This window comes from Citrobacter sp. Cb004, from assembly GCF_030337065.1.
Classification (GTDB): domain Bacteria; phylum Pseudomonadota; class Gammaproteobacteria; order Enterobacterales; family Enterobacteriaceae; genus Citrobacter; species Citrobacter braakii.
In genome coordinates this window covers 245,066-270,662 of sequence record NZ_JAOWCH010000071.1, presented here as the reverse complement: position 1 = coordinate 270,662, position 25,597 = coordinate 245,066, and the positions used below count along the sequence as shown (strand labels likewise).

Genomic DNA, 25,597 nt, shown 5'->3' with positions numbered 1-25,597 from the left:
CTCAACGTGTTTCTTACAACGTCATTTCTGCGGGCAGTCAACAACAACTGTTAATGACAATTAACGATTATAATTAATACGCTAACGTAATCCGACATATTACCTGAGATAAAATATGATCAATATCACTAATACACCAAATAATACATTAGTATTATTCATCTAAAAACAAAATCAAGAAAGTATATTATCTAATACAAACGGAGGAAATTGATTAACGTTGAAAACATTCATAAAAAGAATGTTTTTGAGCTATAAAATATTAATTAAAGTAATAATTGTCATTATATCCATATTCCATGTAACTTATTTAAATATATAATCAGCGTCAATTTAACTACAAACAGAAAAAAGCCGGAGATATACCCCGGCTTTTCGCATTTCAATCAAGAACTCGCAAAAAGATTACTCTTCCTTCACTACAATCAGCGGCTCGATATCGCTCTCTTTTTTAATCACCAGCGACTCATCGCCGCGCAGGCAGGTCCCCCCATAGTTACCGCCTACGGTGAAGGTACAAACCTGAATATATTTACCGGCAATTTTTGGCAGACACCAAAGCTGCTGATAAATGTTCTTCTGCTCGGCAAACTTACCGCTGGTTTTATCCAGTAACTCTTCCTGATGGCTCACCAGATCGATGTTGCTGCCACAACGTCCTGCAATAGGTTTCACTGCATAACCGGTTTGCGCCAGCTCTTCATTAACAGTGAAATCAGTATCAAGCAGATAGCGGTGGTGTGGGAACAGTTGCCACAGGATCGGCAGAATCGCTTTATTACCAGGGATCACCGTCCACAGAGGTTCAAAGACCAGCACTTCCGGGCGCAGCAACACGTCGATTAAACGCACTTCCTGATTCGTATGCCCGGTACGAATTGGTACCGCAGCGTACTCCGTTTCACTGACCTCTCGCACCTGCTCAATTGCGGTTTCCCACGCCCAGGTTTTCCAGACGCAGTTCACCAGACGACCGTCCCCGTCAATCAGCTGACCAGCGTCATCCCAACGTAGCTCATCGAGGCCACGCAGAATTTTACTGTCAAACCCGGCCTGACGTAGCGCCTGCTGCATAAACTGAGCGTGGTAGTTTTCCTCTATATCTTTATCCTGCATGATGTGGACAAAAGGACGCGCGCGGCTGTGCTTCCAGGCCCCCGCCAGTTCGTTGATCAATCCTTCAGCTGGGTTGTGTCCCTGTCCTGTATAGCCCTGCTCGGCCCATCTTTCGAGGATCAAACCAGCTTCGGTATGGCACGATGCGGAATCGGCGTTGTACTCATACACCTTCAGTCCGCGTTCATCCATACAGAAATCCATACGTCCTGTAATCATATGATGCCGACGACGCTGCCAGGAAAGGCGCAGACGCGGCCAGAGGATTTTCGGGATATCGAACAGCGCCAACAGGTTGTCATCTTTCAGCACTTTGTCGGTCGCGTGCAGATACATCAGGTGCAGCTCGTTGGTGGCTTTGATCAGCTCCTGCTCTGCACTCTCGGTAATGGTGAAGTACTGATGCGGATCCTGATTAATCACGTGACCGTTCGCCAGCACGTAGGCTTTCTGCAGCGGATCCTGTTCATCAAGCCATTTACCGTCAAACTGCCCGTTATCTTCCAGTCGCGCGCCGCCAATTTTCAGCGAGTCATTGGCGATCTCCGGCTGCGGCAGGCTGTCACGGGTATCATCGGTCTGGATCATCCAGCCAAGGATGGTGGTGTCGTCAAAGGTATCACGCAAGGTGTAACAACCGTTTTCAACCACCATCTCCAGTTCGCGGGTCCACTGCTGTCCGGGAGGCAACGGCGTATGGAGCACGTTCTGTTCGGCAATACGGATTTTGTTTTCCAGCAACTGGGTGACGACCGCCACATGGCCGGTATCGTTAAACTCACCGCCTTTTTGCCAGATAAGCAGAGCACCGGCTACCGGCGCGCGGGGTGAACCATTCGGAAATGCCTGTAACGGCAGGATATTGTCATTCACCACTTCGCGTAGAAAGCGTAAGGAAAAGATCTCCCAGGCCATGCCTACATCGGTGAAGACCACGCCATAATTAAGGAAGAGAAAGCGGCGTGCGAACTCTACGCACTGCCATTTGTGGCCCATGTATTCGTCGTCGATATAGCTGCGAAATGCCGCATCATCGTCGTAGTCCCGTGGGTCGAGGGAGCTGTAATCTGAAGAGTAGATTGCTACGCCGCCTGGGGCGTAGCCCAATAATGTCCCGAATGGGGCATCCTGACTGGTCGTTCCTTTGCTCATGCACCTTACCTCAAAACAATACAGCCTGAGCAGGTTGGCGTGAATTTTTCGCTCTGATTGCCTGCTCTGCGACACTAACCGGACAGAGGTCGACATCATCATACACCTCAACGCAGCGGCTGGCGCTCAGAGGCGAAAAATTCGCAGCAGGAACTACGCTTTTGTCACGGTGACCGGTACGCTTTTATACGCCGGAGTCAAACTTTGTGTGTCCACCGCATCCAGCGAAAGCAGGACATTCGCTTCTGGCAGATAAGCGCCTATTGAGCCCACCGCCATGTTGTAAATCACCACCGTCAAGCCGCACATAATGCGATCCGCACAGGGCTGGCCGCTGTCGTCCAGCGCCTGAACGTTGACCACATCTCCCTGGTTCAGACCGCGAGTCGCCGCTTCTTCAGCGCTTAAAAACACCACATCCCGACGACCGGTAATGCCACGGTAGCGATCGTTCATACCATAAATAGTGGTGTTGTATTGATCGTGGCTGCGCAGCGTCGCCAGAACCAGTGCATCGGCAGGCTGATTTTCTCGCTCTACCGCCCGCTGATGGCTGACGATAAAGTTGGCTTTACCATTCGCCGTTCGCCATTCACGGCGCGAAGCGGGCGTATCCATACGAAATCCGCCCGGCTCGGCAATACGGGCATTGTAATCGTGGAACGCCGGGATCACGGCTTCAATGGCGTCACGGATCAGCGCGTAGTCCCCGGTTAACGCTTCCCAGTTGATCGGCGAAAGCGGCAGAGTGGCGTGTGCCATGCCCGCCACAATCGCGGGTTCCGATTTTAACCAGCGGGAAGCTGGCTTCAGCGCGCCGCAGGAAGCGTGGACCATCGACATCGAGTCTTCGACGGTCACCGACTGGATCCCCGTCGCCTGAATGTCGCGCTCCGTTCGACCTAATGCAGGCAGCAGATAATTATGCTTTGCCAGCAGCAAATGCGATCTGTTCAGCTTGGTCGCAACATGGACCTGCAGATCCAAATTTTTCATCGCCGCAAAGGTACGCTGCGGCTGCGGCATCGCCACCGCCAGATTGCCACCCATGCAAATGAGCGCTTTTGCCTCTCCCCGTTCGATGGCCCGAATACTCTCCACGCTGGAGCGGCCATGTGTACGCGGCACACGGATAGAAAAATGCGTCTCAAGGCGTTGCAGGAAGTCTTCGGATGCCGCTTCGTTGATCCCCACGGAACGGTCGCCCTGCACGTTAGAATGACCGCGCAACGGGCAGATCCCCGCCCCCGGCTTACCCATATTGCCTTTCAGCAGCAGCAGGTTTACCAGTTGCTGGACGTTCTCAGTACCGTTTTTATGCTGGGTGATGCCCAGACCATAACAAATAATAGTGGCACGAGATTTACTGTAGCTGTGTGCCAGGTCTTCCATCTGACTGCGCGTCAGGCCCGAGTCCTGTTCCAGCTCCGCCCAGTTATGCTGACGTAAGTCATCATACAACGCTGCATATCCAGCAGTATGCTCATCGATAAACGCATGATCGAGTGTCGGTTGCTGATCCAGTAAGATCCGCGCTTCATCCATTTCGATCAGCGCCTTCATGATGCCTTTGAGCAGCGAGGCGTCACCGCCCATTTTTACCTGGTAGTAGTCGTTGCTCAGCTGCGTCGACTGGCCGGTGAACATCTCTTTCGGGCTTTGCGGGAAACTAAAGCGCTCAAGCCCCCTTTCGTTCAGCGGATTGATAGAGATTATTTTAGCCCCGCGTTTGGCAACGTCGCGTAAGGTGGTCAGCATACGTGGATGATTTGTGCCAGGGTTATGCCCGATACAAATCACCAGATCGCAATGGTCAAAATCGTCAAGTTCAACGGTCCCTTTTCCAAGGCCAATGGCCGGCGTTAGCCCTGCGCTGGTCGGTCCGTGGCACATGTTTGAGCAATCAGGAAAGTTGCTGCTGCCATATTCGCGGGCAAAAAGCTGATACAGGAACGCCGCTTCATTTGACGTTCTGCCGGAGGTGTAAAACTCAACCTGCTGGGGTGAATCATAGCTGCGCAGACGCTCGCCTATCTCCTGGAAGGCGATATCCCAATCCACCGCCTGCCAGGTATCTGATGCTGCATCGTATTTCATCGGATGCGTCAAACGACCGATATTTTCCAGCTCATAATCGCTGTAGTGCCAGAGTGTGGAAACCGGGTGACGGCTGAAAAATTCCGGTGACGCTTTTTTACTGGTTGTCTCCCAGGAGACCGCCTTAACGCCATTTTCGCACAGCTCCATTGGCGCACGGTGCCCTGGGTCCGGCCACGCACAGCCCGGACAGTCGAACCCTTTCACCTGGTTCATTTTGAACATCGCGATAATGTCGCGGGCGACAGCCTTTTGCGAAAACACCGAAGCAGTGACGGCTTTTACCGCGCCCCACCCACCCGCCGGGCCCTGATAACCGCTTACTCCTGGAACACCATTTTTCATTATTACTGCTTATTCACCGCCAATTTTTAATGGCGAATACGGTAGCAATTTCCGTCCAACATTGATTTCCTCTTCATGGAGTACGGAGCGGGTACAATGAACGGGTTAGATTTATCTTCCCCTTTCAGCACAAAGCGACATAAAGTTCCAATCTGTTAAATTGAGTTCTACCTAACTGCTACACTGCATCAACACAACCACTCAGAAGGCAGGTCAATATGTCAGACAATACCTATCAGCCCGCGAAAGTCTGGACGTGGGAAAAATCGAACGGAGGCGCATTCGCCAATATCAACCGCCCGGTTTCCGGAGCCACCCACGAGAAAACGCTGCCGGTTGGCAAACATCCCCTGCAGCTCTATTCGCTGGGTACGCCAAACGGGCAGAAAGTGACGATTATGCTGGAGGAGTTGCTGGCGCAGGGGGTGAAGGGCGCGGAATACGATGCCTGGATTATCCGCATTGGCGATGGCGATCAGTTTTCCAGCGGCTTTGTTGAGGTGAATCCGAACTCGAAGATCCCGGCGCTACGCGATCACTCGCAAAACCCACCGGTTCGCGTATTCGAATCTGGCGCAATCCTGCTCTATCTGGCTGAAAAATATGGTTATTTCCTGCCGCAGGATTTGGCAAAACGCACCGAAACGCTGAACTGGTTGTTCTGGTTACAAGGCGCAGCGCCGTTCCTCGGCGGAGGCTTTGGCCACTTCTATAACTATGCTCCGGTAAAAATTGAGTACGCTATCAATCGCTTCACCATGGAAGCCAAGCGCTTACTCGACGTGCTGGATAAGCAATTGGCGCAACATCAGTTTGTGGCCGGAGATGAATACACCATTGCCGATATGGCGGTCTGGCCATGGTTTGGCAATGTGGTTCTGGGCAACGTCTACGCCGCAGCAGAGTTCCTTGACGCAGGAAGCTACAAGCACGTACAACGCTGGGCAAAAGAGATTGCAGCGCGTCCGGCGGTTGAGCGTGGTCGTATTGTAAACCGCACTAACGGACCGCTGAACGAGCAGCTTCATGAACGCCATGACGCCAGCGACTTCGATACCCAGACCGAAGATAAGCGCCAGAACTAAAATAAATTGCCGGATGGCAACCGCTATCCGGCAATTTCATTCAGGATTTGTCACGCGCTGGTGACGTCGTACTCCATGCGGCGAAGTGCGTCTAACGTGGCTTTAGCTTCATCTTCATCAATGATGCTCATGGCGAACCCTACGTGCACCAGCACCCATTGCCCGACCAGCTCAGCTGTATCACCTTCACAAATCAGGGCAATATTGACATCACGTTTGATGCCGCACACTTCAACCTGCGCAAGCTGGTGAATATCTTCACCAACGGCCAGAACCTGACCAGGGACTCCAATACACATATCTGACTCCGCCCCATAGCAACCTATGGGTTATTCGACTTCAATACTTTTCACTTTCAGTGAATCGCCAGCATCAACCCGCAGACGATCGCCCTGACATTGTGGACACTGCGCATCATGCTGGGTGATTTCCACAACCTGACTGCAATCCCAGCACCATGCCTGGGCTGGCTTGTAATCAATATGCAGCTCACAACCCTGAGCCAGCGTCCCCTGACAGACGATGTCGAAACTGAAACGAACGGCGCTCTCTTCAACGCAGGAGAGCGCCCCGATTTCCAGCCAAACACCGGTTACACGTTTGACACCGTGCTGCTCTGCCTGCTGTTGAACAATCTCAACCGCGCTCTGACAAAGGGACAGCTCATGCATTTTCGCAGTTCCGACGACCCAGCAGCAACGCGCGGCGATTAAGCTGCGGCGCATTCGGATCGCTAACCGGCAGCGATAACAGCATTCGCGCGCAATCGTCAGTCAGACGCATGCCTTCTTGCGCCGACATACTGTGCGAAAGCGGCGACATCAATGAGCAGGAAAGGTATTGCGATACGCCCTCCAGTTCACCAACGGTAAAGGTCATCTCGCCATACGGCAGACGCAGTCCGATTTTTTCGCTGACTTTACGCACCGGCCAGATCTGGTCCGGTCCGGGGAAAATCAGTGCGCTGAGCATCCAGGGCGTGATAACACACCCCGTCCACTGTCCTTCAAACAGCGTAAATTCAGAGACATATACCGGCATGTTCGGATGCAGGAAAGAGAGATCGTGCATTGAACGCCGGGCAACCTCTTCAAACGCTGCCTGAATTTGCATCTTCGGGGCCGTCTGAAAACCGACAAACTCCTCAGACATGAGCCGCCTCCCGCGGGATCGCTTCAACACCTGATTCGCGAAGCGCGGCAAGAACCTGCTCAAGCGCAGGTTCAATCATCGCTTCAACCGTTGGCGTTAGCCCGATATGCGGCTCCAGCGATTCCGGAATAACACCGACTAACGTCAGCTTTTTCGGAAACTCGCCGGTGAAACGCAGGGCCGACAATACGTCGGCCAGACCAAGCTGGTGCGGTGAGATTTTGTTGGTAAACAGCGCCGGGATCTCTTCATCCCGCAGGACCATCATCGTTCCTGGCGTGTTTTTCTTCGACACAATGGCGTCAGCAATGATCAGATGATCTCTGTTCGCCATATCACCGAGAAGCTCCATCCCAGCCGTACCACCGTCCAGAACATCAACAAAGTCTGGCAGGACGTACCGTTGTTCTAATGCTTCAACGATACGTACCCCGATGGCTTCGTCGGTCAGCAAAATATTGCCGACCCCTAAGACTAATATCCGCATTACAGAACCTTAACTGAGACCACTTCGTTCCCATCAACGTCCACCACATGCACCGCACATGACATACAAGGGTCGAAGGAGTGAATGGTACGAACCACTTCCAGCGGTTTGTTTGGATCGGCAATCGGCGTACCTACCAGCGAGCGCTCATACGGTCCCACTTCATCATTAAAGTTACGTGGGCCAGAGTTCCAGGTTGACGGTACTACCGCCTGGTAGTTGCTGATAATGCCATCTTTGATCACCATCCAGTGAGACAGCATACCGCGCGGCGCTTCGAGGAAACCGACACCTTTAAATTCACCCGTTGCCGGGATATCCGGTTTCACGAAGGTGGTGTGGTCACCTTTACCGATGTTCACAATCAGCGCGTTGTACTGATCCTGCAGAACGTTCTGCAGTTCACAGCAGTGAACGGTACGGCCAATAATACGGCCCAACGTAGAGTGCAGCTGTGACACTTCGATAGTTTTACCGGTCAGTTTGGTGTAAATCGCGATGATTTCATTCAGCTTGGCATGGGTAGACTCGCGTTTGGCCGCCAGTTTACACAGCATGTTGGCCAGCGGACCCACTTCAACCGTTTTACCGTAGAAGGTCGGTGCTTTAACCCAAGAGTACTTGCCGTCATCTGACCAACCGGTGTAATCAGGAACCGTTGTGCCTTCCCACGGAGCCTGCGGCGCTTCGTCTTTGTACCACGCGTGTTTCGCACTCTCCTGAATCCCTTTGATCAGGTACTCATCGGAGTGAGAGGTGATCGGACGATAGGTCGACAGATCTTCATTGGTGATGTAACCACCCGGGAACAGGAAGCTGCCGTTTTTACCGTCAGTCGGGAATTCCGGTGCGCTCAGATAGTTAACCGCACCTTGACCACGTTCCAGCCACTCAGGGTAGAACGCAGCAATCACCGCGGTATCAACCTTGTAAACCTGCTCAACGAAGTCGCTCAGCTTATCGATAAAGGACTTGATATACATCAGGCGCTCAAGGTTCAGCACGCCAAGGCCGTCGAGGTTAATTGGGTTAGCAACCCCGCCTACCGCCAGGTTCTGAATGTGCGGCGTTTTACCGCCCAACAGCGCCACAACACGGTTAGCATCACGCTGGCATTCCAGCGCCTGCAGGTAGTGAGCGACCGCAATCAGGTTCACTTCTGGCGGCAGCTGCATCGCCGGGTGACCCCAGCAACCGTTGGCAAAAATGCCTAACTGACCGCTGGCAACAAGGTCTTTGATCTTGTTCTGAACCTTAGTGAACTCTTCTGCGCTGTTCAGGTGCCAGGAGGACACGCCGTTCAGCATGGCAGACGCTTTCGCTGGATCTGCTTTCAGTGCAGAGGTGATATCCACCCAGTCCAGCGCAGAGAGCTGATAGAAGTGAACAATGTGGTCATGCGTGGTGTGCGCGGCCAGAATGATGTTACGGATATACTGTGCGTTCACCGGAACATCAATATTCAGCGCGCTTTCTGCTGCACGAACGGAAGAGATAGCGTGAGTGGTAGTACAAACGCCACAGATACGCTGCACAATCATCCAGGCATCGCGCGGATCGCGGTTTTTCACGATCTCTTCCATGCCGCGCCACATGGTACCGGAAGCCCATGCTTTAGATACCACGCCATTTTCGATTTCGCAGTCGATGCGTAAATGACCCTCAATACGGGTTACCGGATCAATAGTAATTCTCTGGCTCATGCTTTGCTCGCCTCATGACGATTTTGATCGTTTTGTTTTAAAGGAGGAAGTATCGGCAGTAGACGAATGAGTACGATGTATGCACAAATCTCAATAGCCACAAAACCAATAGAAATCAACAGTTCTTCCCAGGTCGGGAAGTAGTGGTAGCCACCACCAGGATTGAACGCGACCAGCGAATAGGACAGACGCCATGTCGCACAACCCAGCAATGCGCTCAGCGCAGACAGATACAGCATGCGCGAGTCGTTACGCAGCTTAGTGACGCGCAGCACCACCAGCGGGAAGACCATCAGCACGACTTCAATCCAGAACATCAGGGAGTAAAGATCGCCTGAGAACGCATAGGACAGCTTGTCGCGATAGATCAGTTCGCCAAAGCGCAGGACCACGAAAATCGCCAACAGCACGCTGATGGTATTCGTCAGCTTGATGAACAAACTTTTCTCGTCCGGACCATTACCTTTCAGCCCGGCTTGTACCAACGAGCCTTCAAAGATGACGATCGAGAAGCCCATAATAAAAGCGGTTAATACGGAGAAAAGCGGCAACATTTCATAAGCTTGCCATAGCGGATGCACTTTATAGCCCGCAGAAATCATCAATGAACCCATTGAAGACTGGTGCATAGTTGGCAGCAGAGCGCCAAGGGCAATAATAAAGAACATCACTTTATTCAAACGTTTGAGAGAGACTTTCCACCCCAGACGTTCAAACAGAGCCGGAGCAAATTCCAGCGCCATGATGCCGATATAGATGGTCATGCAGACCGCCGTTTCGAACAGTACCGAGTTCACGTTGAAGTGGCCCGGAATGTAGAAATACGGCAGGTTCCAGTAACGACCGACGTCAATGGTGATCGACAGACCACCCAGCGAGTAGCCAAACAGGCTCGCCAACAGCGCCGGACGTACCAGTGGATGGTATTGTCCTCTGTTGAAAACATACACCGCCCACGCCAGCGCCCAGCCACCGCACGCGAAGCCGGTACCAATCAGCAGGTCAAACGCGATCCATACACCCCATGGGAAACCGCCGTTCAGATCGGAGACTGAGCCCAATCCGAAGACCAGACGTTTCACGATCAGGAGCATACACAGGACGATAAGCGGCCCAAAAATAATGACCGGTTTGCTGATTATTTTTCCGCCCAGCGGTTTAGGATCATGACTCATGATCGTCTCCTCCATCGTGATGGTCGTTTTTCGTGTTACGACGAACCAGCACGGTTAAGCCCGCCAGCGCAGCCAGGGGTAATATCATGCCCTTGTACAAGGAATGTTGAACATGTTCGGAACGCGCACCGGTTGAAAGATCATCCAGTTTCGGCAGATCCAAATCCTCGTAAGGAACGCCCGTCAGTACCATAACCTGTGTACCACCACCCTCTTTCTCGCCGTACAGATGGGGGTAATACTTCGGTACCGTATGCAGATAGGTATCGCCTGCTTTCACCGTCTGACGCGGATAGTGGTATTCGCTGCCAGGCTTCAGCGCGAGACGTTTTTTCGCCTCAGCCATCAGCTCTTCACGCGTACCAAAAATCACCGCACCGGCAGGGCACACTTCAACACAACCCGGTAAACCGCCTTTATCCAGACGCTCAACACCTTTCTGGTTACACAGTTCACATTTGTGAAGCGCACCAAACGGGTTGTTGTAGTCATACTTAGGCACATTGTACGGGCAGGCGACCATGCAGTAACGACAGCCCGTGCAAACATCTTTGTCATAGTGGACGATGCCGGTTTTCGGATCCTTCTTCAGCGCGGAGACCGGGCAAACGGAGACACAGTTCGGATCGACACAGTGCATGCACTGCTTCTTAATGTATGCGTAGCCGTTTTCTTCCTGGTCTTTGTTGACGCCTGTTCCGCTACGCCACACCTGGATGATGTTATTGGTATACGGTGACAGTTTGTCGTTGTTCGACCAGGTCTGCTCGCCTTCCGGATTACGCGCCGGGAAGTTGATATCCTGACACTTGGTGACACAGGCCTGGCAGCCTACGCACAGCGTCGAGTCATAGAGCATCCCAAGAGAACCAGGGATCGGCGGACGGTTTTCTGCAGCCGCATGGCTGATGGACGGCGCAGCGCCCAACAGCAATGCCCCGCTGGAGGCTGCTTTAATAAAGTTACGTCTGTTCACGGTTATTCTCCCCGTGAGTCAGCGTTATCTTTCTTCTGCTGACGCCCCAGTTCACGAACCGCCATCACGCTGACACCGGCAACCAGTCCTACTACGCCACCAAGCAGCCCAATCGCCCCGGCAGAAATATTGCCGCCTTCTTTCATATTGACGTCAGGTTTCTCGGAACGCGGTGTTTGGTTTTCCACATGAGCAAGCTGGTGAATACCTTTATGGAAACCGACACCTTCTTCGTTACAGCCGTAGCAAGGGTGACCGATAGCCACCGGCCACACGCCGCCAACATCGCAGAATTGCAGCGTTGAGCAGTTGCCGTAGGTTTCTGGTCCTTTACAGCCTAGATGGTAGAGGCACCAGCCTTCACGGTGACCTTCATCGCCAAACTCTTTAGCAAAACGACCTGCATCGAAGTGCGGGCGACGTTCGCAGTGTTCGTGAATCAAACGACCATAGGCAAATGTCGGACGGTTTTTGGTATCCAGCTTCGGCGGCTTACCGTAAGTGATGATATGCGCGACCGTTGCAAGGAAGTTGTGCGGGTTCGGAGGACAGCCGGGGATGTTGATGATGGTTTTGCCTGGCAGAACTTCCTGCAAGCCGACGGCACCCGTTGGGTTAACGCCAGCAGCAGCAACACCACCCCACGCGGCACAAGAGCCGATGGCAATGATAGCGGCAGCGCCTTCTGCGGCCCGGCGGATGTGATCTACGATCGGCTCACCGGCAACCATGCAGTAAATACCATTGTCTTTCAGTGGGATAGAACCATCTACAACCAAAACATATTGCCCTTTGTACTTCTCCAGAGCGTTATGTTTATTCTCTTCGACCTGGTGGCCGAAGGCGGCAGAGAGTACCTCATGGTATTCCAGAGAGATTGTCTCCAGAACGAGGTTTTCCACTGTAGGGTGTGTCGCGCGAAGTAGCGATTCAGTACAACCCGTACACTCCTGCGCACCAATCCAGATAACCGGTGGACGCTGAGGACGAGAAACTGATTCGGCCATTTCTGCGGCGGCTTTGCTACTGAGCCCCATGGTAGCGGCCAGTGCTGCACAAAGCTTCATGAAATCACGGCGATTGATGCCGTTCGAATTGATGAGAGAGTTATCTCCAGTCATTTTATAGTTATTCCGTTGCGAAGACCTGGCTTTTATTTTGCACCTTTCGCATGTTGCATATTGCGATCGGCGCGCCATTTACCACACTTTTTATATGGTTATGTGCATTATAATACTTCGGCGGAGCAACAAAACGAAGGCGTAGGTCAATAGTGTAATTAATTAAAGCAAGATAATACCCCTTTCGGATCAAGCTTCGAGACGATAGCCAGCCATGAAAAAACGAATTGTTGTACTGGACTGGTTCTCTTTAAAGAAATCCATAACCATCTCTTTATCCAGCCCATAGCGACGCGTGAGGATCCCCGCTTCCCACGCGCTGAGCTGTCGATCGCCCGTTTTTTCAAACATTCGATGAGAAAATCCCAGCACAAAACCGCGTTTATAATCAGCACAAAAATTGGCCGCCGTGCGTGCGCTATCCGCACTTGACGCGTTTAATCCGGCCATCAAACCTTTTCCAAAATGGTTGTCCATGCATAACCTCCAATCGCTATATAATAAATTATATAGCGATTTTTTAAGCAAAGACCAGAGGTATCACGTACTTTTTTATGCCCGCTTAAAAGGACACCCATTCATCCTTTTTAGCGGCTGCAGACCTTTTGCTGTCTGCTGAAGGGGAAGCGGTGCTGGCGGCGGCGTACTGCACATCGTTTGCTGAAAGGCGGAACTGTTGTACCGAGCGTTGCAGCTCTTCCGTTTGCCGTTCAAGCGCCACAGCCGCGGCGGAAACTTGCTCTACCAGCGCGGCGTTCTGTTGCGTTACGCTGTCCATCTGCGTGATCGCCACGCTCACCTGCGAGATGCCCTTATTCTGTTCTTCTGAGGCAGAAGCAATTTGCTTCATGATAACGGTCACTTCGGTGGCTCCGCGCAAAATCGCCTCCATGGTTAATCCCGTCTCTTTAACCAGTCGAGCGCCCTGATCGACGCGACGCGACGATTCGCCAATCAGCGTCTCAATCTCTTTCGCCGCCCCGGCGCTACGGCTGGCGAGGTTACGCACCTCACCGGCAACAACGGCAAAACCACGCCCCTGCTCACCTGCTCTGGCAGCTTCAACTGCCGCGTTCAGCGCCAGAATATTGGTCTGGAAGGCAATGCTATTAATAACCGACGTAATTTCCGCGATCTGTTTAGAGCTGGCGGCAATGCCGTCCATCGTCTCAACCACTTCTGAAACCAGGCTGCTCCCTTTACCTGCCGTCTCTGTCGCCGTATCGGCAAGCTGGCTGGCTTCACGCGCGTTTTCGGCGTTCAGTTTTACCGTTGCGGTCAGTTGCTCCATGCTGGCAGCGGTCTCTTCCAGCGCCGCAGCCTGCTCCTCAGTACGCGATGAGAGATCGTTATTGCCGGTGGAAATTTCCGTAGCCCCTCGCCAGATGTTGTCACTACCTGAGCGAATTGTACTGACGGCTTCGCGCAGGCTGTCCTGCATCGCGCACAATAACGGCACCAGTTGGCCCACGCAGTTACGGCCAAAATCTTCGATTGGATGGCTGAGATCGCCCTGAGCAATCTGCTGGAACTGCTGGCGGATACGTCCCAAGGGTTTCACCATCATGGCGACGAGGTAACGGTCTGTGAAGAACAGGAGGGCAATACCGAGGATCACGGCGGTAATAATTAGCGTCCGGATGATAGACGTTTTGCCATCGACCATGACGCGCGTGGTATCAAGCCGCTCACCTGCCGTGGCGTTAAAACGTTCGGCACTGGCGCCAAATTCACGGCTCAGCGCTGGCGTAACGGTGCTGGCATGCTCCGCAAAGGCCGTAAGCGTGCCCTGCTGCGCCAGTTGCATTTGCGGAATCACCCCGTTATCCAGCAGCGCCTGCCACTTCGTCAGTACCGCCGCGGCAACGTCCGGATCCATAGGCCCCGGAGACAACGTTTTCATCTCCTGGAGTTTTTTGCTCATATTCTCCAGGGACTGCTGCGCTGGTGCAAAATCAGGCGTTCCGCCGCTCATTTTGACATCCATGGCGCGACTTAAGCGCGTTACGAAGCGAAAATACTGATCGTTCCCCTGACTGAGTACCGTCATCTGATGGACAAGATGACGGTCAATATCATTGCCTTCAGATATTTTTGATAAAGAATGAAGACTGAATAAACCCACGCCCGACCAGAGCAGGCAAAAAAGTCCCAGTATTGCCAACATGACAATACGAATAGTGAAGTTTTTCAGCAAACGCATAATAATTTCCTTGCCGTTGATGAGGAATTCGCCATCAGGCGATACTTATCCTTGTTATCGGCAGGCAACAGAGAAGATATAATGCATTCTTTATTTTTTTACTTTCTTAAGTACATCCAATATTATTTACACTATATCAACATGAATGCTAATGAAATTAGCTAGCATTATTATTCAGATAATTAACCTGAAGCATTAAATAATCCCTTGTTTTCTATCGCAAATATTTGTTAAACCATGCAAGAGTACGCTCCCAGGCCAAATCAGCGGCAGCATTATCATAACGCGGGGTCGAGTCATTATGAAAACCATGATTAACGCCGGGATAGATATATGCCTCATAGACTTTCTTATTGGCTTTGAGCGCCGCTTCATAGGCAGGCCATCCCTCATTAATTCGGGTATCTAATTGCGCATAGTGCAGTAATAAAGGCACTTTGATTTTAGGGACATCTGATGCAGGAACCTGACGCCCATAAAAAGGCACTGCGCAGGCCAGTTCAGGAAAAGCAACGGCTGCGGCATTCGATACGCCGCCACCGTAGCAAAATCCGGTGATACCCACCTTTCCCGTCGCGCCTGAATAACGCTGCATAAATTCAATGGCGGCAAAGAAGTCGTTCATCAGCTTTACGGGGTCAACCTGCTGCTGCAACTCCCGACCCTTATCATCATTGCCAGGATAGCCCCCCACTGAACTTAATCCATCAGGCGCGAGTGCAATATAGCCCGCCTTCGCCACCCGCCGTGCCACATCCTCAATATACGGATTCAGCCCACGATTCTCATGCACCACCACTACCGCCGGAACTTTCCCCGTCGCTTTCGCAGGTTTAACCAGATACCCACGCACATCACCATGCCCTTCAGGTGAAGGATAAGTCATGTATTCCGCCAGGATATCAGGATCGGTGAACTCCACCTGCGTTGCGAGGGCATAATTGGGTTTCAATACATTGAATAATGCCAGCGCCGTCATACCACCGACTGCATATTTCGCAGCAAGATTGAGAAACTCGCGTTTCGTTATTTTGCCATGAGCGTAATAGTCATAGTAGTCGAGCAATTCTTGCGGAAAGTCTTTGGCAGTTAGACGCGGCATGGCAGCACTCCAGATCGATGTTTTTTTAAGCAAAGCACAGTGGTCTGTTTTTGCCCAGTTTTTCATTCCAGTGTGACCTGGTGAACGGGATATTCACCATGAACCCGCTAGAATAGAAACGTTGTTTCGAAATTCACCTGCACTAAGGAGATCTCATGGACTGGTTTGCCAATCCTGAACGTTACGAGCAGATGCTCTATCGCTACTGCGGGCGCAGCGGTTTACGTTTACCCGCGCTATCACTGGGTTTGTGGCACAGTTTTGGGCACGTTCAGGCGCTGGATTCACAGCGCGCTCTGCTGCGTAAAGCATTTGATTTAGGCATCACGCATTTTGATTTAGCCAATAACTACGGGCCGCCTCCGGGCAGCGCAGAAGAGAATTTTGGCCGATTATTGCGCGAGGATTTTGCACACTATCGTGATGAACTGATCATCTCCACCAAGGCAGGCTATGACATGTGGCCAGGGCCATACGGTTCTGGCGGTTCGCGCAAATACCTGCTCGCCAGCCTCGACCAGAGCCTGAAACGCATGGGCCTCGACTATGTCGATATCTTCTACTCGCACCGCGTTGACGAAAATACGCCAATGGAAGAGACCGCCTCAGCGCTGGCCCATGCGGTGCAAAGCGGTAAAGCGCTGTATGTCGGCATCTCATCCTATTCCCCGGAGCGTACGCAGAAAATGGCCGAGCTGATGCGGGAATGGAAAATTCCGCTGCTGATCCACCAGCCTTCTTACAACCTGCTTAACCGTTGGGTAGACAGCAGCGGTCTGCTGGATACGCTGGAATCCAACGGCATGGGCTGCATCGCATTTACGCCGCTGGCCCAGGGGCTGCTGACGGGGAAATACCTCAACGGCATTCCGGAAGGTTCACGCATGCAGCGTGAAGGGAAAAAAGTTCGTGGGCTGACGGAAAATATGCTGACGGAAGAAAACCTTAACAGCCTGCGTTTGCTCAATGAAATGGCGCAACAGCGCGGACAGTCGATGGCGCAAATGGCCTTAAGCTGGCTGCTGAAAGACAATCGGGTGACGTCGGTATTAATTGGCGCCAGCCGACCGGAGCAACTGGAGGAGAACGTTCAGGCGTTGTCTAACCTGACGTTCAGCGCCGAAGAACTGGCGCAGATCGATAAGCATGTCGCGGATGGTAAGCTGAACCTGTGGCAGGCCTCATCTGACAAATAGCCGTTTGTAACTCTGTGCCGGGAAGCGGCGTTAGCCTCCCCGGCACGTAACAGGGCCAGCCAATCCCTTCACACCCCTTCCGCTTTGATCTCTGGACGTTGAAATTCCGGCCACACCAGCGCGACAAGCGCAGGATAAGCCTCCAGACTGAACTCCCTGAAGCACTGGCGTAAGTTAAGCACATCCAGATCGGCATGCGGGACTTTCTCACCGCTCAGACAGCGCTTTTTTATATTGTCGTAATATTTATACACCGCAGAGTTGAGATCGCTACAACGCCGCTGTGCATCAAATAGCCCTGGCGTCTCATTTAGCTCCACCATTGTCATCCGCTTGATCGTTGAGTGGATAAAATCGATATATTCGTGATTAACGCGCCAATACCATACTGGGGTAATCGAATTCATCAGTACCGAAAAATGATCTTCCCCCTCTTCTTTACTCAGCATTTCCGGCTGGTTTTCAGAGTGCCCATTTTCTGCATATCGGTTTTTATTTGCACTGCGCATCAACAAAAGTACCCCGCAGGTAAGCAATAGCAGGGTAATAACAGAATAAAATATACTGTTCATATACTGGCTCCATTTTTTTTGATTTTAAAATTACGCCATGCTATTGTCAACGCAGCCTGGTTTATTTAGAACAACATATCATTGGCATCAAAGGATATTTCAACATGCTTCCCGAGCATCTTGTTCCCTCGCGTTTTCACTTATCCAGCTCATCTACTAATACCAGTCCCACAGATAATAGTGAAAATTTGACTCAGGGAAAGAGAACATTAAGCGATTACGAACCCGATATTTTGATTAGCTCTACAGCTAACGGCCAGGCGCGCAATATGTTATTTGAAGAGTGCGATCGCCATTTAAAAGAGCGCCTGTTTCGTGCCGCGAAAATTGAGTCCTTCACTCGCCTGCTCAATTCACTACAAGCGGAAGGCGACATTAACGCTCAAGAATTAAGTAAAATTTTATCTACAAAAACAGCCAGCGTAAATGAACAGGGCAATAAAATTTGGCTTAATTTAATTACGCGTGAGACCAGCGATCCTATTTTTTATTCTCTGGAAGAGAAATAAAATGAAAGATGTTGAGGATAATAATGTTTATTTGGCTTTAGATGACCATAAAAGCGATGAGTTTGTCTTAAAGCAAAATTTGGCCGTATTGATTGCCAATAAAAATGCGACGTTGGAAAGCGTTGCCCAGGAGATGGTCTCTATTCCCGCCGCGCTGGTGCGGATGAAATGGCAAAATCGTCGCGAAATTTATGCGCTACAGGCTAAAGAAGAGATCTATGGCGCCGCGATTGAAGCCATTATGGAGCAGCAACCAGAACTACGGGACAAAATCATGGCCCGGCTGGAGAGCACATACCAGCATATACTCAAGCGAGAAACAGCCACCTTACGCCTGACGCGTAAACTGTCTGAAGGGAACTACGAACCCACCAGGATAACGGCAGTCGCACTGGATGAGGACAGATAAGGGCGTGTGGGGAGAGTTAAATCAGGAGAGGAAGGCCGGGTAAGGCAACAACCATTACCCGGCAATCAGGATTACTTCGCTTTCACGGTCTCTTCACCGACCAGACCAATCTTCAGGAAACCCGCCTGATGCAGCGTATCCATAACTTTCATCATGGTTTCATAATCGACGGTTTTATCCGCACGGAAGAAAATCGTGGTGTCTTTCTTCCCATCGGTCAGCGTATTTAATTCGCTAATCATGGTGTCATCCGTCACCTGATTGTTGCCAATAAACATACTCTTATCGGCTTTAACAGACAGGTAAACCGGTTTTTCCGGACGCGGCTGCGGCGTACTGGTGGAAGCCGGGAGATTCACCTTCACATCCACCGTTGCCAACGGTGCGGCCACCATAAAGATGATCAATAAAACCAACATAACATCGATAAACGGCGTCACGTTGATTTCATGCATTTCACCGTTATCGTCCAGGTTTTCATTAAAGCTCATTGCCATGGAACATTATCCTACACGTAATTTCTGCGCAGCACGTACCGGATGGGCAGAAGCGCTAGCGTTCAGGTCCAGATCGCGACTTTGCAGCAACAATACCTGTGCCGCGACATCGCCCAGCATCGCTTTATAGCTGCCAATCTGACGTGCGAAAATGTTGTAGATAACGACCGCAGGAATTGCCGCGACCAGACCGATCGCCGTCGCTAACAGAGCTTCTGCGATACCCGGCGCAACAACGGCCAGGTTGGTCGTTTGGGTTTGTGCAATCCCGATGAAGCTATTCATGATGCCCCATACAGTACCGAACAGACCCACAAATGGAGAGATAGCCCCGATGGTGGCCAGGTAGCCGTTACCACGTCCCATATGACGACCTACCGCCGCCACACGACGCTCCAGACGGAAGCCGGTACGCTCTTTAATACCTTCGTTGTCGTCGCTGCCTTCTGACAATTCCAGTTCGTTCTGCGCTTCGTAAATCAACTGTGCGCCCAGGCTTTTGCCATCAAATCCTGCAGCAATCTCATTTGCCTGGTCTAAAGAGCGGGCGTCCGCCAGCAGTTGCTGTTCACGCTTAAGGCGGCGTTTCTGAGTAAAGAACTCAAGGCTCTTACTAAAGAAGATAGCCCAGGTGACCACTGATGCCAAAATCAGCCCAATCATCACGCACTTAACCACGATATCGGCGTGCTGATACATACCCCAGACGGAAAGATCCGTCTGCATCAAATTATTACCCACTCTGTATCTCCAGGACGCAAATCACAAAATCTGAGCGTAATGATATCAAAACGACGTCGAATTGATAGTCGTTCTCATTACTATTTACATATTGCCGCACCTTTGGTTTCTTTTCCTTGCGCTTACGCAGTAAAAAAGTCACCAGAAGCATTTTGAGATTATTTTCTACTGTATGACCGTTCTGCAGGATGCGTCATCTTTGATTCATGGTAGTTTAGACATCCAGACGTATAAAAACAGGTAAGACGACATGGCAGATAAGCAACTTGAAACCAAACTCGTTCACGCAGGACGCAGTAAAAAGTACACGCTGGGCGCGGTAAATAGCGTGATCCAGCGCGCTTCTTCGCTAGTGTTTGACACCGTAGAGGCCAAAAAGCAGGCTACACACAACCGTGCTAACGGTGCGCTTTTCTATGGACGTCGCGGAACCCTGACGCATTTTTCCCTGCAGGAGGCAATGTGTGAACTGGAAGGCGGCGCGGGTTGCGCGTTGTTCCCCTGCGGCGCGGCGGCCGTTGCCAACACCATCCTCGCCTTTGTGGAACAAGGGGATCATGTGCTGATGACCAACACCGCCTATGAACCCAGCCAGGATTTCTGCACCAAAATTCTCGGCAAACTCGGCGTGTCCACCGGATGGTTCGATCCGCTGGTTGGTGCCGATATTGTGAAGCACATACAGCCGAACACTAAAGTCGTATTTCTGGAATCTCCCGGCTCTGTCACCATGGAAGTACATGATGTTCCTGCTATTGTTGCCGCCGTCAGAAGCGTCGCGCCGGATGCGATCATCATAATTGATAACACCTGGGCTGCCGGGGTGTTGTTCAAAGCGCTGGATTTTGGCATCGATATTTCTATTCAGGCTGGCACCAAATATCTGATTGGCCATTCCGACGCCATGGTCGGCACTGCGGTGGCTAATGCCCGTTGCTGGGATCAACTGCGCGAAAATGCCTATCTGATGGGGCAAATGCTGGACGCCGATACCGCCTATATGACCAGCCGCGGACTGCGTACGCTAAGCGTTCGCCTGCGCCAACATCATGAAAGCAGCTTAAAGGTCGCAGAGTGGCTGGCCAGCCATCCGCAGGTCGCCCGCGTGAACCACCCCGCGCTGCCCGGCAGTAAAGGCCACGAATTCTGGAAGCGTGATTTCACCGGCAGCAGCGGTCTGTTCTCATTTGTATTGAATAAGAAACTAAATCATGAAGAGCTGGCCGCGTATCTGGACCACTTCAGCCTGTTCAGCATGGCCTACTCCTGGGGCGGTTTTGAGTCGCTGATTCTCGCAAATCAGCCGGAACACATTGCGGCAATCCGTCCCCAAGGCGAGGTGGACTTCAGTGGAACGCTCATCCGTTTGCATATCGGTTTAGAGAATGTTGACGATCTGATTGCCGATTTGGCCGCAGGATTTGCCCGAATCGAGTAAAATTGCCATAGATGGACATATATGCAGACACTTCTGGTGGAAAAGTCTGCAATTGTTGCGTCCGGGATCAAGGCATCCCGGACAATTCAGGAGTACAATCCACACATAAACGCTGTTCCACAGGAAAGTCCATGGTAGTCATTCAAGATATTGTCTCCGCGCTTTGGCAACACGATTTTGCCGCGTTGGCGGATCCGCACGTTGTGAGCGTGGTGTACTTCGTAATGTTCGCCACACTGTTTTTAGAAAATGGCCTGCTGCCTGCCTCCTTTTTACCCGGAGACAGCCTGTTATTGCTGGCAGGGGCGCTGATCGCTCAGGACGTGATGAGTTTTATACCTACCATAGCTATTCTGACTGCCGCAGCCAGTCTGGGCTGCTGGCTGAGCTACATTCAGGGACGCTGGCTGGGCAACACACGGACGGTAAAAGGCTGGCTGGCGCAATTACCTGATAAATATCATCAGCGCGCTACCTGCATGTTTGACCAACACGGGCTGATGGCACTGCTGGCTGGGCGTTTCCTGGCATTCGTTCGTACCTTGCTGCCAACAATGGCGGGAATTTCGGGCCTGCCAAACCGTCGGTTCCAGTTTTTTAACTGGCTGAGCGGTCTGCTGTGGGTCACCGTCGTCACCGGCTTTGGCTATGCGCTGAGCATGATCCCGTTCGTCAAACGCCATGAAGATCAGGTGATGACCTTTTTAATGATCCTGCCGATTGCCCTGTTAACCGCGGGTCTGTTGGGTACCCTGTTTGTCGTGATTAAAAAAAAATACTGTAGCGCCTGAGTATTAACCGTAGGCCGGGGTTCCCCCGGCATTTTCGCCTGATGACGTTTCGCTTATCAGGCCAGCGCTGAGCAAGTTTAACTCCCCTGCATCATTCGAATTCTGGCTGCATCCTCCCCCTGCGTTACGCCAAAGAAACGTTTGAATTCCCGACTGAATTGCGATGCGCTCTCATAGCCGACGCGCATGGCAGCCGCACTGGCCTTCATCCCGTCGTGGATCATCATCATCCGTGCTTTATGCAGACGATAGCTCTTCAGGTATTGCAGCGGCGACGTGCTGGTCACCGCTTTAAAATTATGATGAAACGCCGACACGCTCATGTTCGCTTCTGCCGCCAGCTGTTCGACATTGAGATTTTCGGTGTATTTGGTTTCAATGCGCTTTAGCACACGGCTTATCAAACTGAAATGCGTCTGGCGGCTAACCAGCGCCAGTAATGCGCCGCCGCGCGGCCCGGTCAGCACATGGTAGAGGATCTCGCGAATAATCTGTTTCCCCAGAATACGCGCATCCAGCGGTCGCTCCATCACATCCAGCAGGCGCTCAGCGGCGCAAAGAATTTCGTCAGAAAGCGTCGCGGAGTTGATCCCGCTGGCCGCCATGGCGGGCTGGAACAGCTCATCTTCCCCAATGTCCATCAACAGCTCCTGCAATTGCAGAATATCGACATTCAGGTAGATACCGGCCAGGGGAACCTCCGGCGTTGCATACGTTTCACATTCAAAGGGTAACGGTACGGTTAGCAACAGGTATTCGTTGGCGTCATAACGAAATACACGTTCATTGATATAACCAATTTTATGTCCCGAAAAGAGAAATATGATTCCTGGCTGATACATTACCGGTGTACGCGCTGCCGGCTCAGTGCCGTGCAGCAGGCGGACATCTGGCAGCAGTTCGCTGAGTTTATTTTCATTGTTTTTCAGCTGCTTAATTTTATCTGTCAGCAGGAGGCAGATCTCATCACGGTTCATAGAGCACCATTTCATCATCGGTTTGCAACCATGACATAATGCGCAGATTTATCCGTTTTCTCCAGCAGTCTGTAGAAATGGGCAAGACATCGGCAGAAATGAGCATTGAGAGCAGCGCGGCTGACGACCACAATGTTCATCATCCGGCAGACACTCTCCTGCCCTCTTTTTTTACCCACATAAGGGAACGAGCAATGAACAACTTTAATCTCCATACCCCAACCCGCATTCTGTTTGGTAAAGGTGCGATTGCTGAGCTGCGCGATCAAATCCCTCAGGATGCTCGCGTATTGGTTACCTATGGCGGCGGTAGCGTGAAAAAAACCGGTGTCCTGGCACAGGTTCAGGATGCGCTGAAAGGCCTGGACGTGCTGGAGTTTGGCGGTATTGAGCCGAACCCGTCTTATGAAACGCTGATGAACGCGGTAAAAATCGTGCGTGATGAGAAAGTGACGTTCCTGCTGGCGGTAGGCGGCGGTTCGGTGCTGGATGGCACCAAATTCATCGCGGCTGCGGCACAATACGCTGACGGCATCGATCCATGGCGCATTCTGGAAACCCACGGCAACGACGTAACAAGCGCTATCCCGATGGGCTCCGTATTAACCCTGCCAGCAACCGGCTCTGAATCTAACTCCGGCGCGGTCATTTCGCGTAAAACCACCGGCGATAAGCTGGCCTTTATGACCCCATTTGTGCAGCCGGTATTCGCCGTGCTGGATCCGGTTTACACCTATACCCTGCCGCCGCGTCAGGTTGCGAACGGCGTCGTAGATGCCTTCGTACATACCGTTGAGCAGTATGTGACTTATCCGGTAGACGGGAAAATTCAGGATCGCTTTGCTGAAGGTATTCTGCTTACGCTGGTAGAAGAAGGCCCGAAAGCATTGCAGGAGCCGGAAAATTACAACGTGCGTGCGAACGTTATGTGGGCGGCAACCCAGGCGCTGAACGGCCTGATTGGCGCAGGCGTGCCACAGGACTGGGCAACGCATATGCTGGGCCACGAACTGACCGCAATGCACGGTCTGGATCATGCTCAAACATTGGCTATCGTTCTGCCAGCGCTGTGGAATGAAAAACGCGATACCAAACGTGCCAAACTGCTGCAATACGCAGAGCGTATCTGGAATATCACCGAAGGTTCCGATGACCAACGCATCGACGCCGCTATTGCCGCAACCCGCGCTTTCTTCGAACAAATGGGCGTACCGACTCGTCTGTCTGACTACGGCCTGGACGGTAGCTCCATCCCAGCGCTACTGGAAAAACTGCAAGCGCACGGCGGTACGAAACTGGGCGAACATCAGGACATTACGCTCGAGGTCAGCCGTCGGATTTACGAAGCTGCCCGCTAAGTTTTTTTCACCTCCGCCTTTCATTTTTGGGTATTTATATTCTAAATATTTCGAGTTGCATAAAGGCGGCAAAGGAGAGAATCCCCAGGAGCTTACATAAGTCAGTGACTGGGGGTGAAACGACAAACCTGCCGGGAGCAGATTTGAACGCTGCTTGCAGCGGCCCTGAAAGGGCGAGGCCCATGGATGGGCCACGTAATAAAGCCAACGCATATGCAGCTTGAAGTATGACGAGGATAGGCCAGACTTAAGTCACACCTAACTTACCGGGGCTTGCCTCGGTAAACTCAATTCAGGGGAGGAATTATGACCGGTCCAACCATTATTAAACTACAGGATGGTAACGTCATGCCGCAGCTGGGCCTGGGGGTCTGGAAGGCAAGTAATGAAGAGGTCATCACCGCCATTCATAAAGCGCTGGAAGTGGGGTATCGCTCAATTGATACCGCTGCGGCGTACAAAAACGAAGAAGGTGTCGGCAAAGCAATACGCGATGCGGGCGTACCGCGGGAAGAGTTATTCATCACCACCAAGCTATGGAATGATGACCAGAAACGCCCTCGGGAAGCCTTGCTCGAAAGCATGGAGAAACTCCGGCTCGATTACCTCGATCTTTATCTGATGCACTGGCCGGTTCCGGCGATCGACCACTACGTTGAAGCGTGGGAAAGCATGATCGATCTGCAAAAAGAAGGGCTGATTAAGAGCATCGGCGTGTGTAACTTTCAGATCAATCATCTCCAGCGACTGATGGATGAAACCGGCGTACCACCGGTGATTAACCAGATAGAACTTCATCCGCTTATGCAACAGCGCCAACTGCACGCCTGGAACGCAACGCATAAAATCCAGACCGAATCCTGGAGCCCGCTGGCGCAGGGCGGCAAAGACGTCTTTGATCAAAAGATCATCCGCGATCTCGCAGAGAAATATGGCAAATCACCGGCGCAGATTGTCATCCGCTGGCATCTGGATAGCGGCCTGGTGGTTATTCCGAAATCAGTCACCCCTGCGCGTATCGCAGAAAACTTTAACGTCTGGGACTTCCGCCTGGATAAAGATGAATTAGGCGAAATCGCAAAGCTCGATCAGGGCAAACGTCTGGGACCAGACCCGGACCAGTTCGGCGGTTAACCCCTTCTCTCCTGCCCGACCTCTCGTCGGGCCTTTACTGATTTGAATTTCGACGTAGACCACGTGCACAGATCTGCCCCACTGGAAGCCGATTGAATCGCAGCAGAACCAATTTTTCGAGCAGTATGAAGGATATTTGTCGTCACACGATCGTGAACGGGCGGATGATGCAAAACTGGCCGCATTAGCGGCCAGAATTCGTGAGGCATAATTACTGAGCACTTCTGCCAGATGGCACCTTATCCGGCCGACGGTCTTTCA

At 51.8% G+C, this 25,597-nt stretch carries 25 protein-coding genes and 1 pseudogene; 9 read left to right on the top strand and 17 right to left on the bottom strand.

Annotated features, from left to right (window positions below; genetic code table 11):
* Window positions 1-405: 405 nt before the first annotated feature.
* Both gss and OGV65_RS25205 read right to left on the bottom strand, forming a co-directional pair.
* Window positions 406-2,268 carry a bifunctional glutathionylspermidine amidase/synthase gene (gene gss, locus OGV65_RS25210; RefSeq protein WP_016154486.1) on the bottom strand — a complete coding sequence of 621 codons (1,863 nt, stop codon included), beginning with the start codon at window positions 2,266-2,268 and terminating at the stop codon, window positions 406-408.
* A 153-nt stretch (window positions 2,269-2,421) separates the two neighbouring features.
* Window positions 2,422-4,710: an FdhF/YdeP family oxidoreductase gene (locus tag OGV65_RS25205; protein WP_200079838.1), complete on the bottom strand. Its 2,289-nt coding sequence runs from the start codon at window positions 4,708-4,710 to the stop codon at window positions 2,422-2,424.
* Between the two features lie 218 nt (window positions 4,711-4,928).
* Between OGV65_RS25205 and yghU the strand changes: the two genes are divergently transcribed.
* Window positions 4,929-5,795 carry a glutathione-dependent disulfide-bond oxidoreductase gene (gene yghU, locus OGV65_RS25200; protein ID WP_286455568.1) on the top strand — a complete coding sequence of 289 codons (867 nt, stop codon included), beginning with the start codon at window positions 4,929-4,931 and terminating at the stop codon, window positions 5,793-5,795.
* Between the two features lie 50 nt (window positions 5,796-5,845).
* Here yghU and hybG read toward each other — a convergent pair whose 3' ends face one another.
* The 11 genes from hybG to yghX all read right to left on the bottom strand — a co-directional run bounded on the left by hybG (window position 5,846) and on the right by yghX (window position 15,714).
* Window positions 5,846-6,094: a hydrogenase maturation factor HybG gene (gene hybG, locus OGV65_RS25195; RefSeq protein ID WP_003024459.1), complete on the bottom strand. Its 249-nt coding sequence runs from the start codon at window positions 6,092-6,094 to the stop codon at window positions 5,846-5,848.
* Between the two features lie 30 nt (window positions 6,095-6,124).
* On the bottom strand, window positions 6,125-6,466 hold the full coding sequence (gene hypA / locus OGV65_RS25190; RefSeq protein WP_016157467.1) for a hydrogenase maturation nickel metallochaperone HypA: 342 nt from the start codon (window positions 6,464-6,466) through the stop codon (window positions 6,125-6,127).
* Window positions 6,459-6,947 carry a hydrogenase-2 assembly chaperone gene (hybE, locus tag OGV65_RS25185; RefSeq protein ID WP_016154490.1) on the bottom strand — a complete coding sequence of 163 codons (489 nt, stop codon included), beginning with the start codon at window positions 6,945-6,947 and terminating at the stop codon, window positions 6,459-6,461. The genes hypA and hybE overlap by 8 nt, the downstream gene beginning before the upstream one ends.
* Window positions 6,940-7,434, bottom strand: a complete 495-nt coding sequence (locus OGV65_RS25180) for a HyaD/HybD family hydrogenase maturation endopeptidase (protein WP_016157468.1) — start codon at window positions 7,432-7,434, stop codon at window positions 6,940-6,942. The genes hybE and OGV65_RS25180 overlap by 8 nt, the downstream gene beginning before the upstream one ends.
* Window positions 7,434-9,137 (bottom strand): hydrogenase 2 large subunit, encoded by a 1,704-nt coding sequence (gene hybC, locus OGV65_RS25175; protein WP_003024476.1) that lies wholly within the window; start codon window positions 9,135-9,137, stop codon window positions 7,434-7,436. The genes OGV65_RS25180 and hybC overlap by 1 nt, the downstream gene beginning before the upstream one ends.
* Window positions 9,134-10,312 carry a Ni/Fe-hydrogenase cytochrome b subunit gene (hybB, locus tag OGV65_RS25170; protein ID WP_016154492.1) on the bottom strand — a complete coding sequence of 393 codons (1,179 nt, stop codon included), beginning with the start codon at window positions 10,310-10,312 and terminating at the stop codon, window positions 9,134-9,136. The genes hybC and hybB overlap by 4 nt, the downstream gene beginning before the upstream one ends.
* The gene (gene hybA, locus OGV65_RS25165; protein ID WP_003828357.1) at window positions 10,302-11,288 is read right to left on the bottom strand and encodes a hydrogenase 2 operon protein HybA; all 987 of its coding nucleotides are present in this window, start codon (window positions 11,286-11,288) and stop codon (window positions 10,302-10,304) included. Before hybA ends, hybB begins: the two co-directional genes overlap by 11 nt.
* 2 nt (window positions 11,289-11,290) lie before the next feature.
* Window positions 11,291-12,409 (bottom strand): hydrogenase 2 small subunit, encoded by a 1,119-nt coding sequence (gene hybO / locus OGV65_RS25160; RefSeq protein WP_016154493.1) that lies wholly within the window; start codon window positions 12,407-12,409, stop codon window positions 11,291-11,293.
* Window positions 12,410-12,598: 189 nt separating this feature from the next.
* Window positions 12,599-12,886 (bottom strand): DUF2623 family protein, encoded by a 288-nt coding sequence (locus OGV65_RS25155; RefSeq protein WP_016154494.1) that lies wholly within the window; start codon window positions 12,884-12,886, stop codon window positions 12,599-12,601.
* 85 nt (window positions 12,887-12,971) lie between these two features.
* A complete protein-coding gene (locus OGV65_RS25150; protein ID WP_286455567.1) occupies window positions 12,972-14,612 on the bottom strand; it encodes a methyl-accepting chemotaxis protein in 1,641 nt (546 codons plus the stop codon).
* 214 nt (window positions 14,613-14,826) lie between these two features.
* Entirely contained in the window at window positions 14,827-15,714 is an 888-nt protein-coding gene (yghX, locus tag OGV65_RS25145; protein WP_286455594.1) for a YghX family hydrolase, read from the bottom strand.
* Window positions 15,715-15,869: 155 nt separating this feature from the next.
* On the opposite strand from yghX, the gene OGV65_RS25140 reads away from it, so the two are divergent.
* Window positions 15,870-16,910 (top strand): aldo/keto reductase, encoded by a 1,041-nt coding sequence (locus OGV65_RS25140; RefSeq protein WP_046276176.1) that lies wholly within the window; start codon window positions 15,870-15,872, stop codon window positions 16,908-16,910.
* 68 nt (window positions 16,911-16,978) lie between these two features.
* On the opposite strand, the gene OGV65_RS25135 is transcribed toward OGV65_RS25140, so the two are convergent.
* Window positions 16,979-17,482 carry an ESA_00282 family adhesion-associated protein gene (locus OGV65_RS25135; RefSeq protein WP_103767111.1) on the bottom strand — a complete coding sequence of 168 codons (504 nt, stop codon included), beginning with the start codon at window positions 17,480-17,482 and terminating at the stop codon, window positions 16,979-16,981.
* 104 nt (window positions 17,483-17,586) lie between these two features.
* Here OGV65_RS25135 and OGV65_RS25130 point away from each other — a divergent pair, with 104 nt between their 5' ends.
* Complete coding sequence (locus tag OGV65_RS25130) at window positions 17,587-17,991, top strand: hypothetical protein (RefSeq protein ID WP_046276175.1); 405 nt, start codon at window positions 17,587-17,589, stop codon at window positions 17,989-17,991.
* Window position 17,992: 1 nt separating this feature from the next.
* On the top strand, window positions 17,993-18,400 hold the full coding sequence (locus OGV65_RS25125; protein ID WP_016154500.1) for a hypothetical protein: 408 nt from the start codon (window positions 17,993-17,995) through the stop codon (window positions 18,398-18,400).
* Between the two features lie 71 nt (window positions 18,401-18,471).
* Here OGV65_RS25125 and exbD read toward each other — a convergent pair whose 3' ends face one another.
* Together exbD and exbB are read right to left on the bottom strand one after the other, a co-directional pair.
* Window positions 18,472-18,897 carry a TonB system transport protein ExbD gene (exbD, locus tag OGV65_RS25120; RefSeq protein ID WP_016154501.1) on the bottom strand — a complete coding sequence of 142 codons (426 nt, stop codon included), beginning with the start codon at window positions 18,895-18,897 and terminating at the stop codon, window positions 18,472-18,474.
* A 6-nt stretch (window positions 18,898-18,903) separates the two neighbouring features.
* Window positions 18,904-19,638, bottom strand: coding sequence for a tol-pal system-associated acyl-CoA thioesterase (gene exbB / locus OGV65_RS25115; RefSeq protein WP_016154502.1), 735 nt, complete (start codon window positions 19,636-19,638; stop codon window positions 18,904-18,906).
* 250 nt (window positions 19,639-19,888) lie between these two features.
* Between exbB and metC the strand changes: the two genes are divergently transcribed.
* Both metC and yghB read left to right on the top strand, forming a co-directional pair.
* Window positions 19,889-21,076 carry a cystathionine beta-lyase gene (gene metC, locus OGV65_RS25110; RefSeq protein ID WP_016157474.1) on the top strand — a complete coding sequence of 396 codons (1,188 nt, stop codon included), beginning with the start codon at window positions 19,889-19,891 and terminating at the stop codon, window positions 21,074-21,076.
* A gap of 131 nt (window positions 21,077-21,207) precedes the next feature.
* On the top strand, window positions 21,208-21,867 hold the full coding sequence (gene yghB / locus OGV65_RS25105; protein ID WP_016154504.1) for a DedA family general envelope maintenance protein YghB: 660 nt from the start codon (window positions 21,208-21,210) through the stop codon (window positions 21,865-21,867).
* Window positions 21,868-21,944: 77 nt separating this feature from the next.
* On the opposite strand, the gene OGV65_RS25100 is transcribed toward yghB, so the two are convergent.
* Window positions 21,945-22,844, bottom strand: coding sequence for an AraC family transcriptional regulator (locus tag OGV65_RS25100; protein ID WP_286455566.1), 900 nt, complete (start codon window positions 22,842-22,844; stop codon window positions 21,945-21,947).
* A 194-nt stretch (window positions 22,845-23,038) separates the two neighbouring features.
* Here OGV65_RS25100 and yqhD point away from each other — a divergent pair, with 194 nt between their 5' ends.
* From yqhD to OGV65_RS25085, 3 genes and pseudogenes are all read left to right on the top strand, one after another.
* Window positions 23,039-24,202 (top strand): alcohol dehydrogenase, encoded by a 1,164-nt coding sequence (yqhD, locus tag OGV65_RS25095; RefSeq protein WP_003838168.1) that lies wholly within the window; start codon window positions 23,039-23,041, stop codon window positions 24,200-24,202.
* Between the two features lie 306 nt (window positions 24,203-24,508).
* The gene (dkgA, locus tag OGV65_RS25090) at window positions 24,509-25,336 is read left to right on the top strand and encodes a 2,5-didehydrogluconate reductase DkgA (RefSeq protein ID WP_047499230.1); all 828 of its coding nucleotides are present in this window, start codon (window positions 24,509-24,511) and stop codon (window positions 25,334-25,336) included.
* 70 nt (window positions 25,337-25,406) lie between these two features.
* A pseudogene (locus OGV65_RS25085) lies at window positions 25,407-25,547 on the top strand (hypothetical protein); the annotation flags it as partial.
* Window positions 25,548-25,597 lie beyond the last annotated feature (50 nt).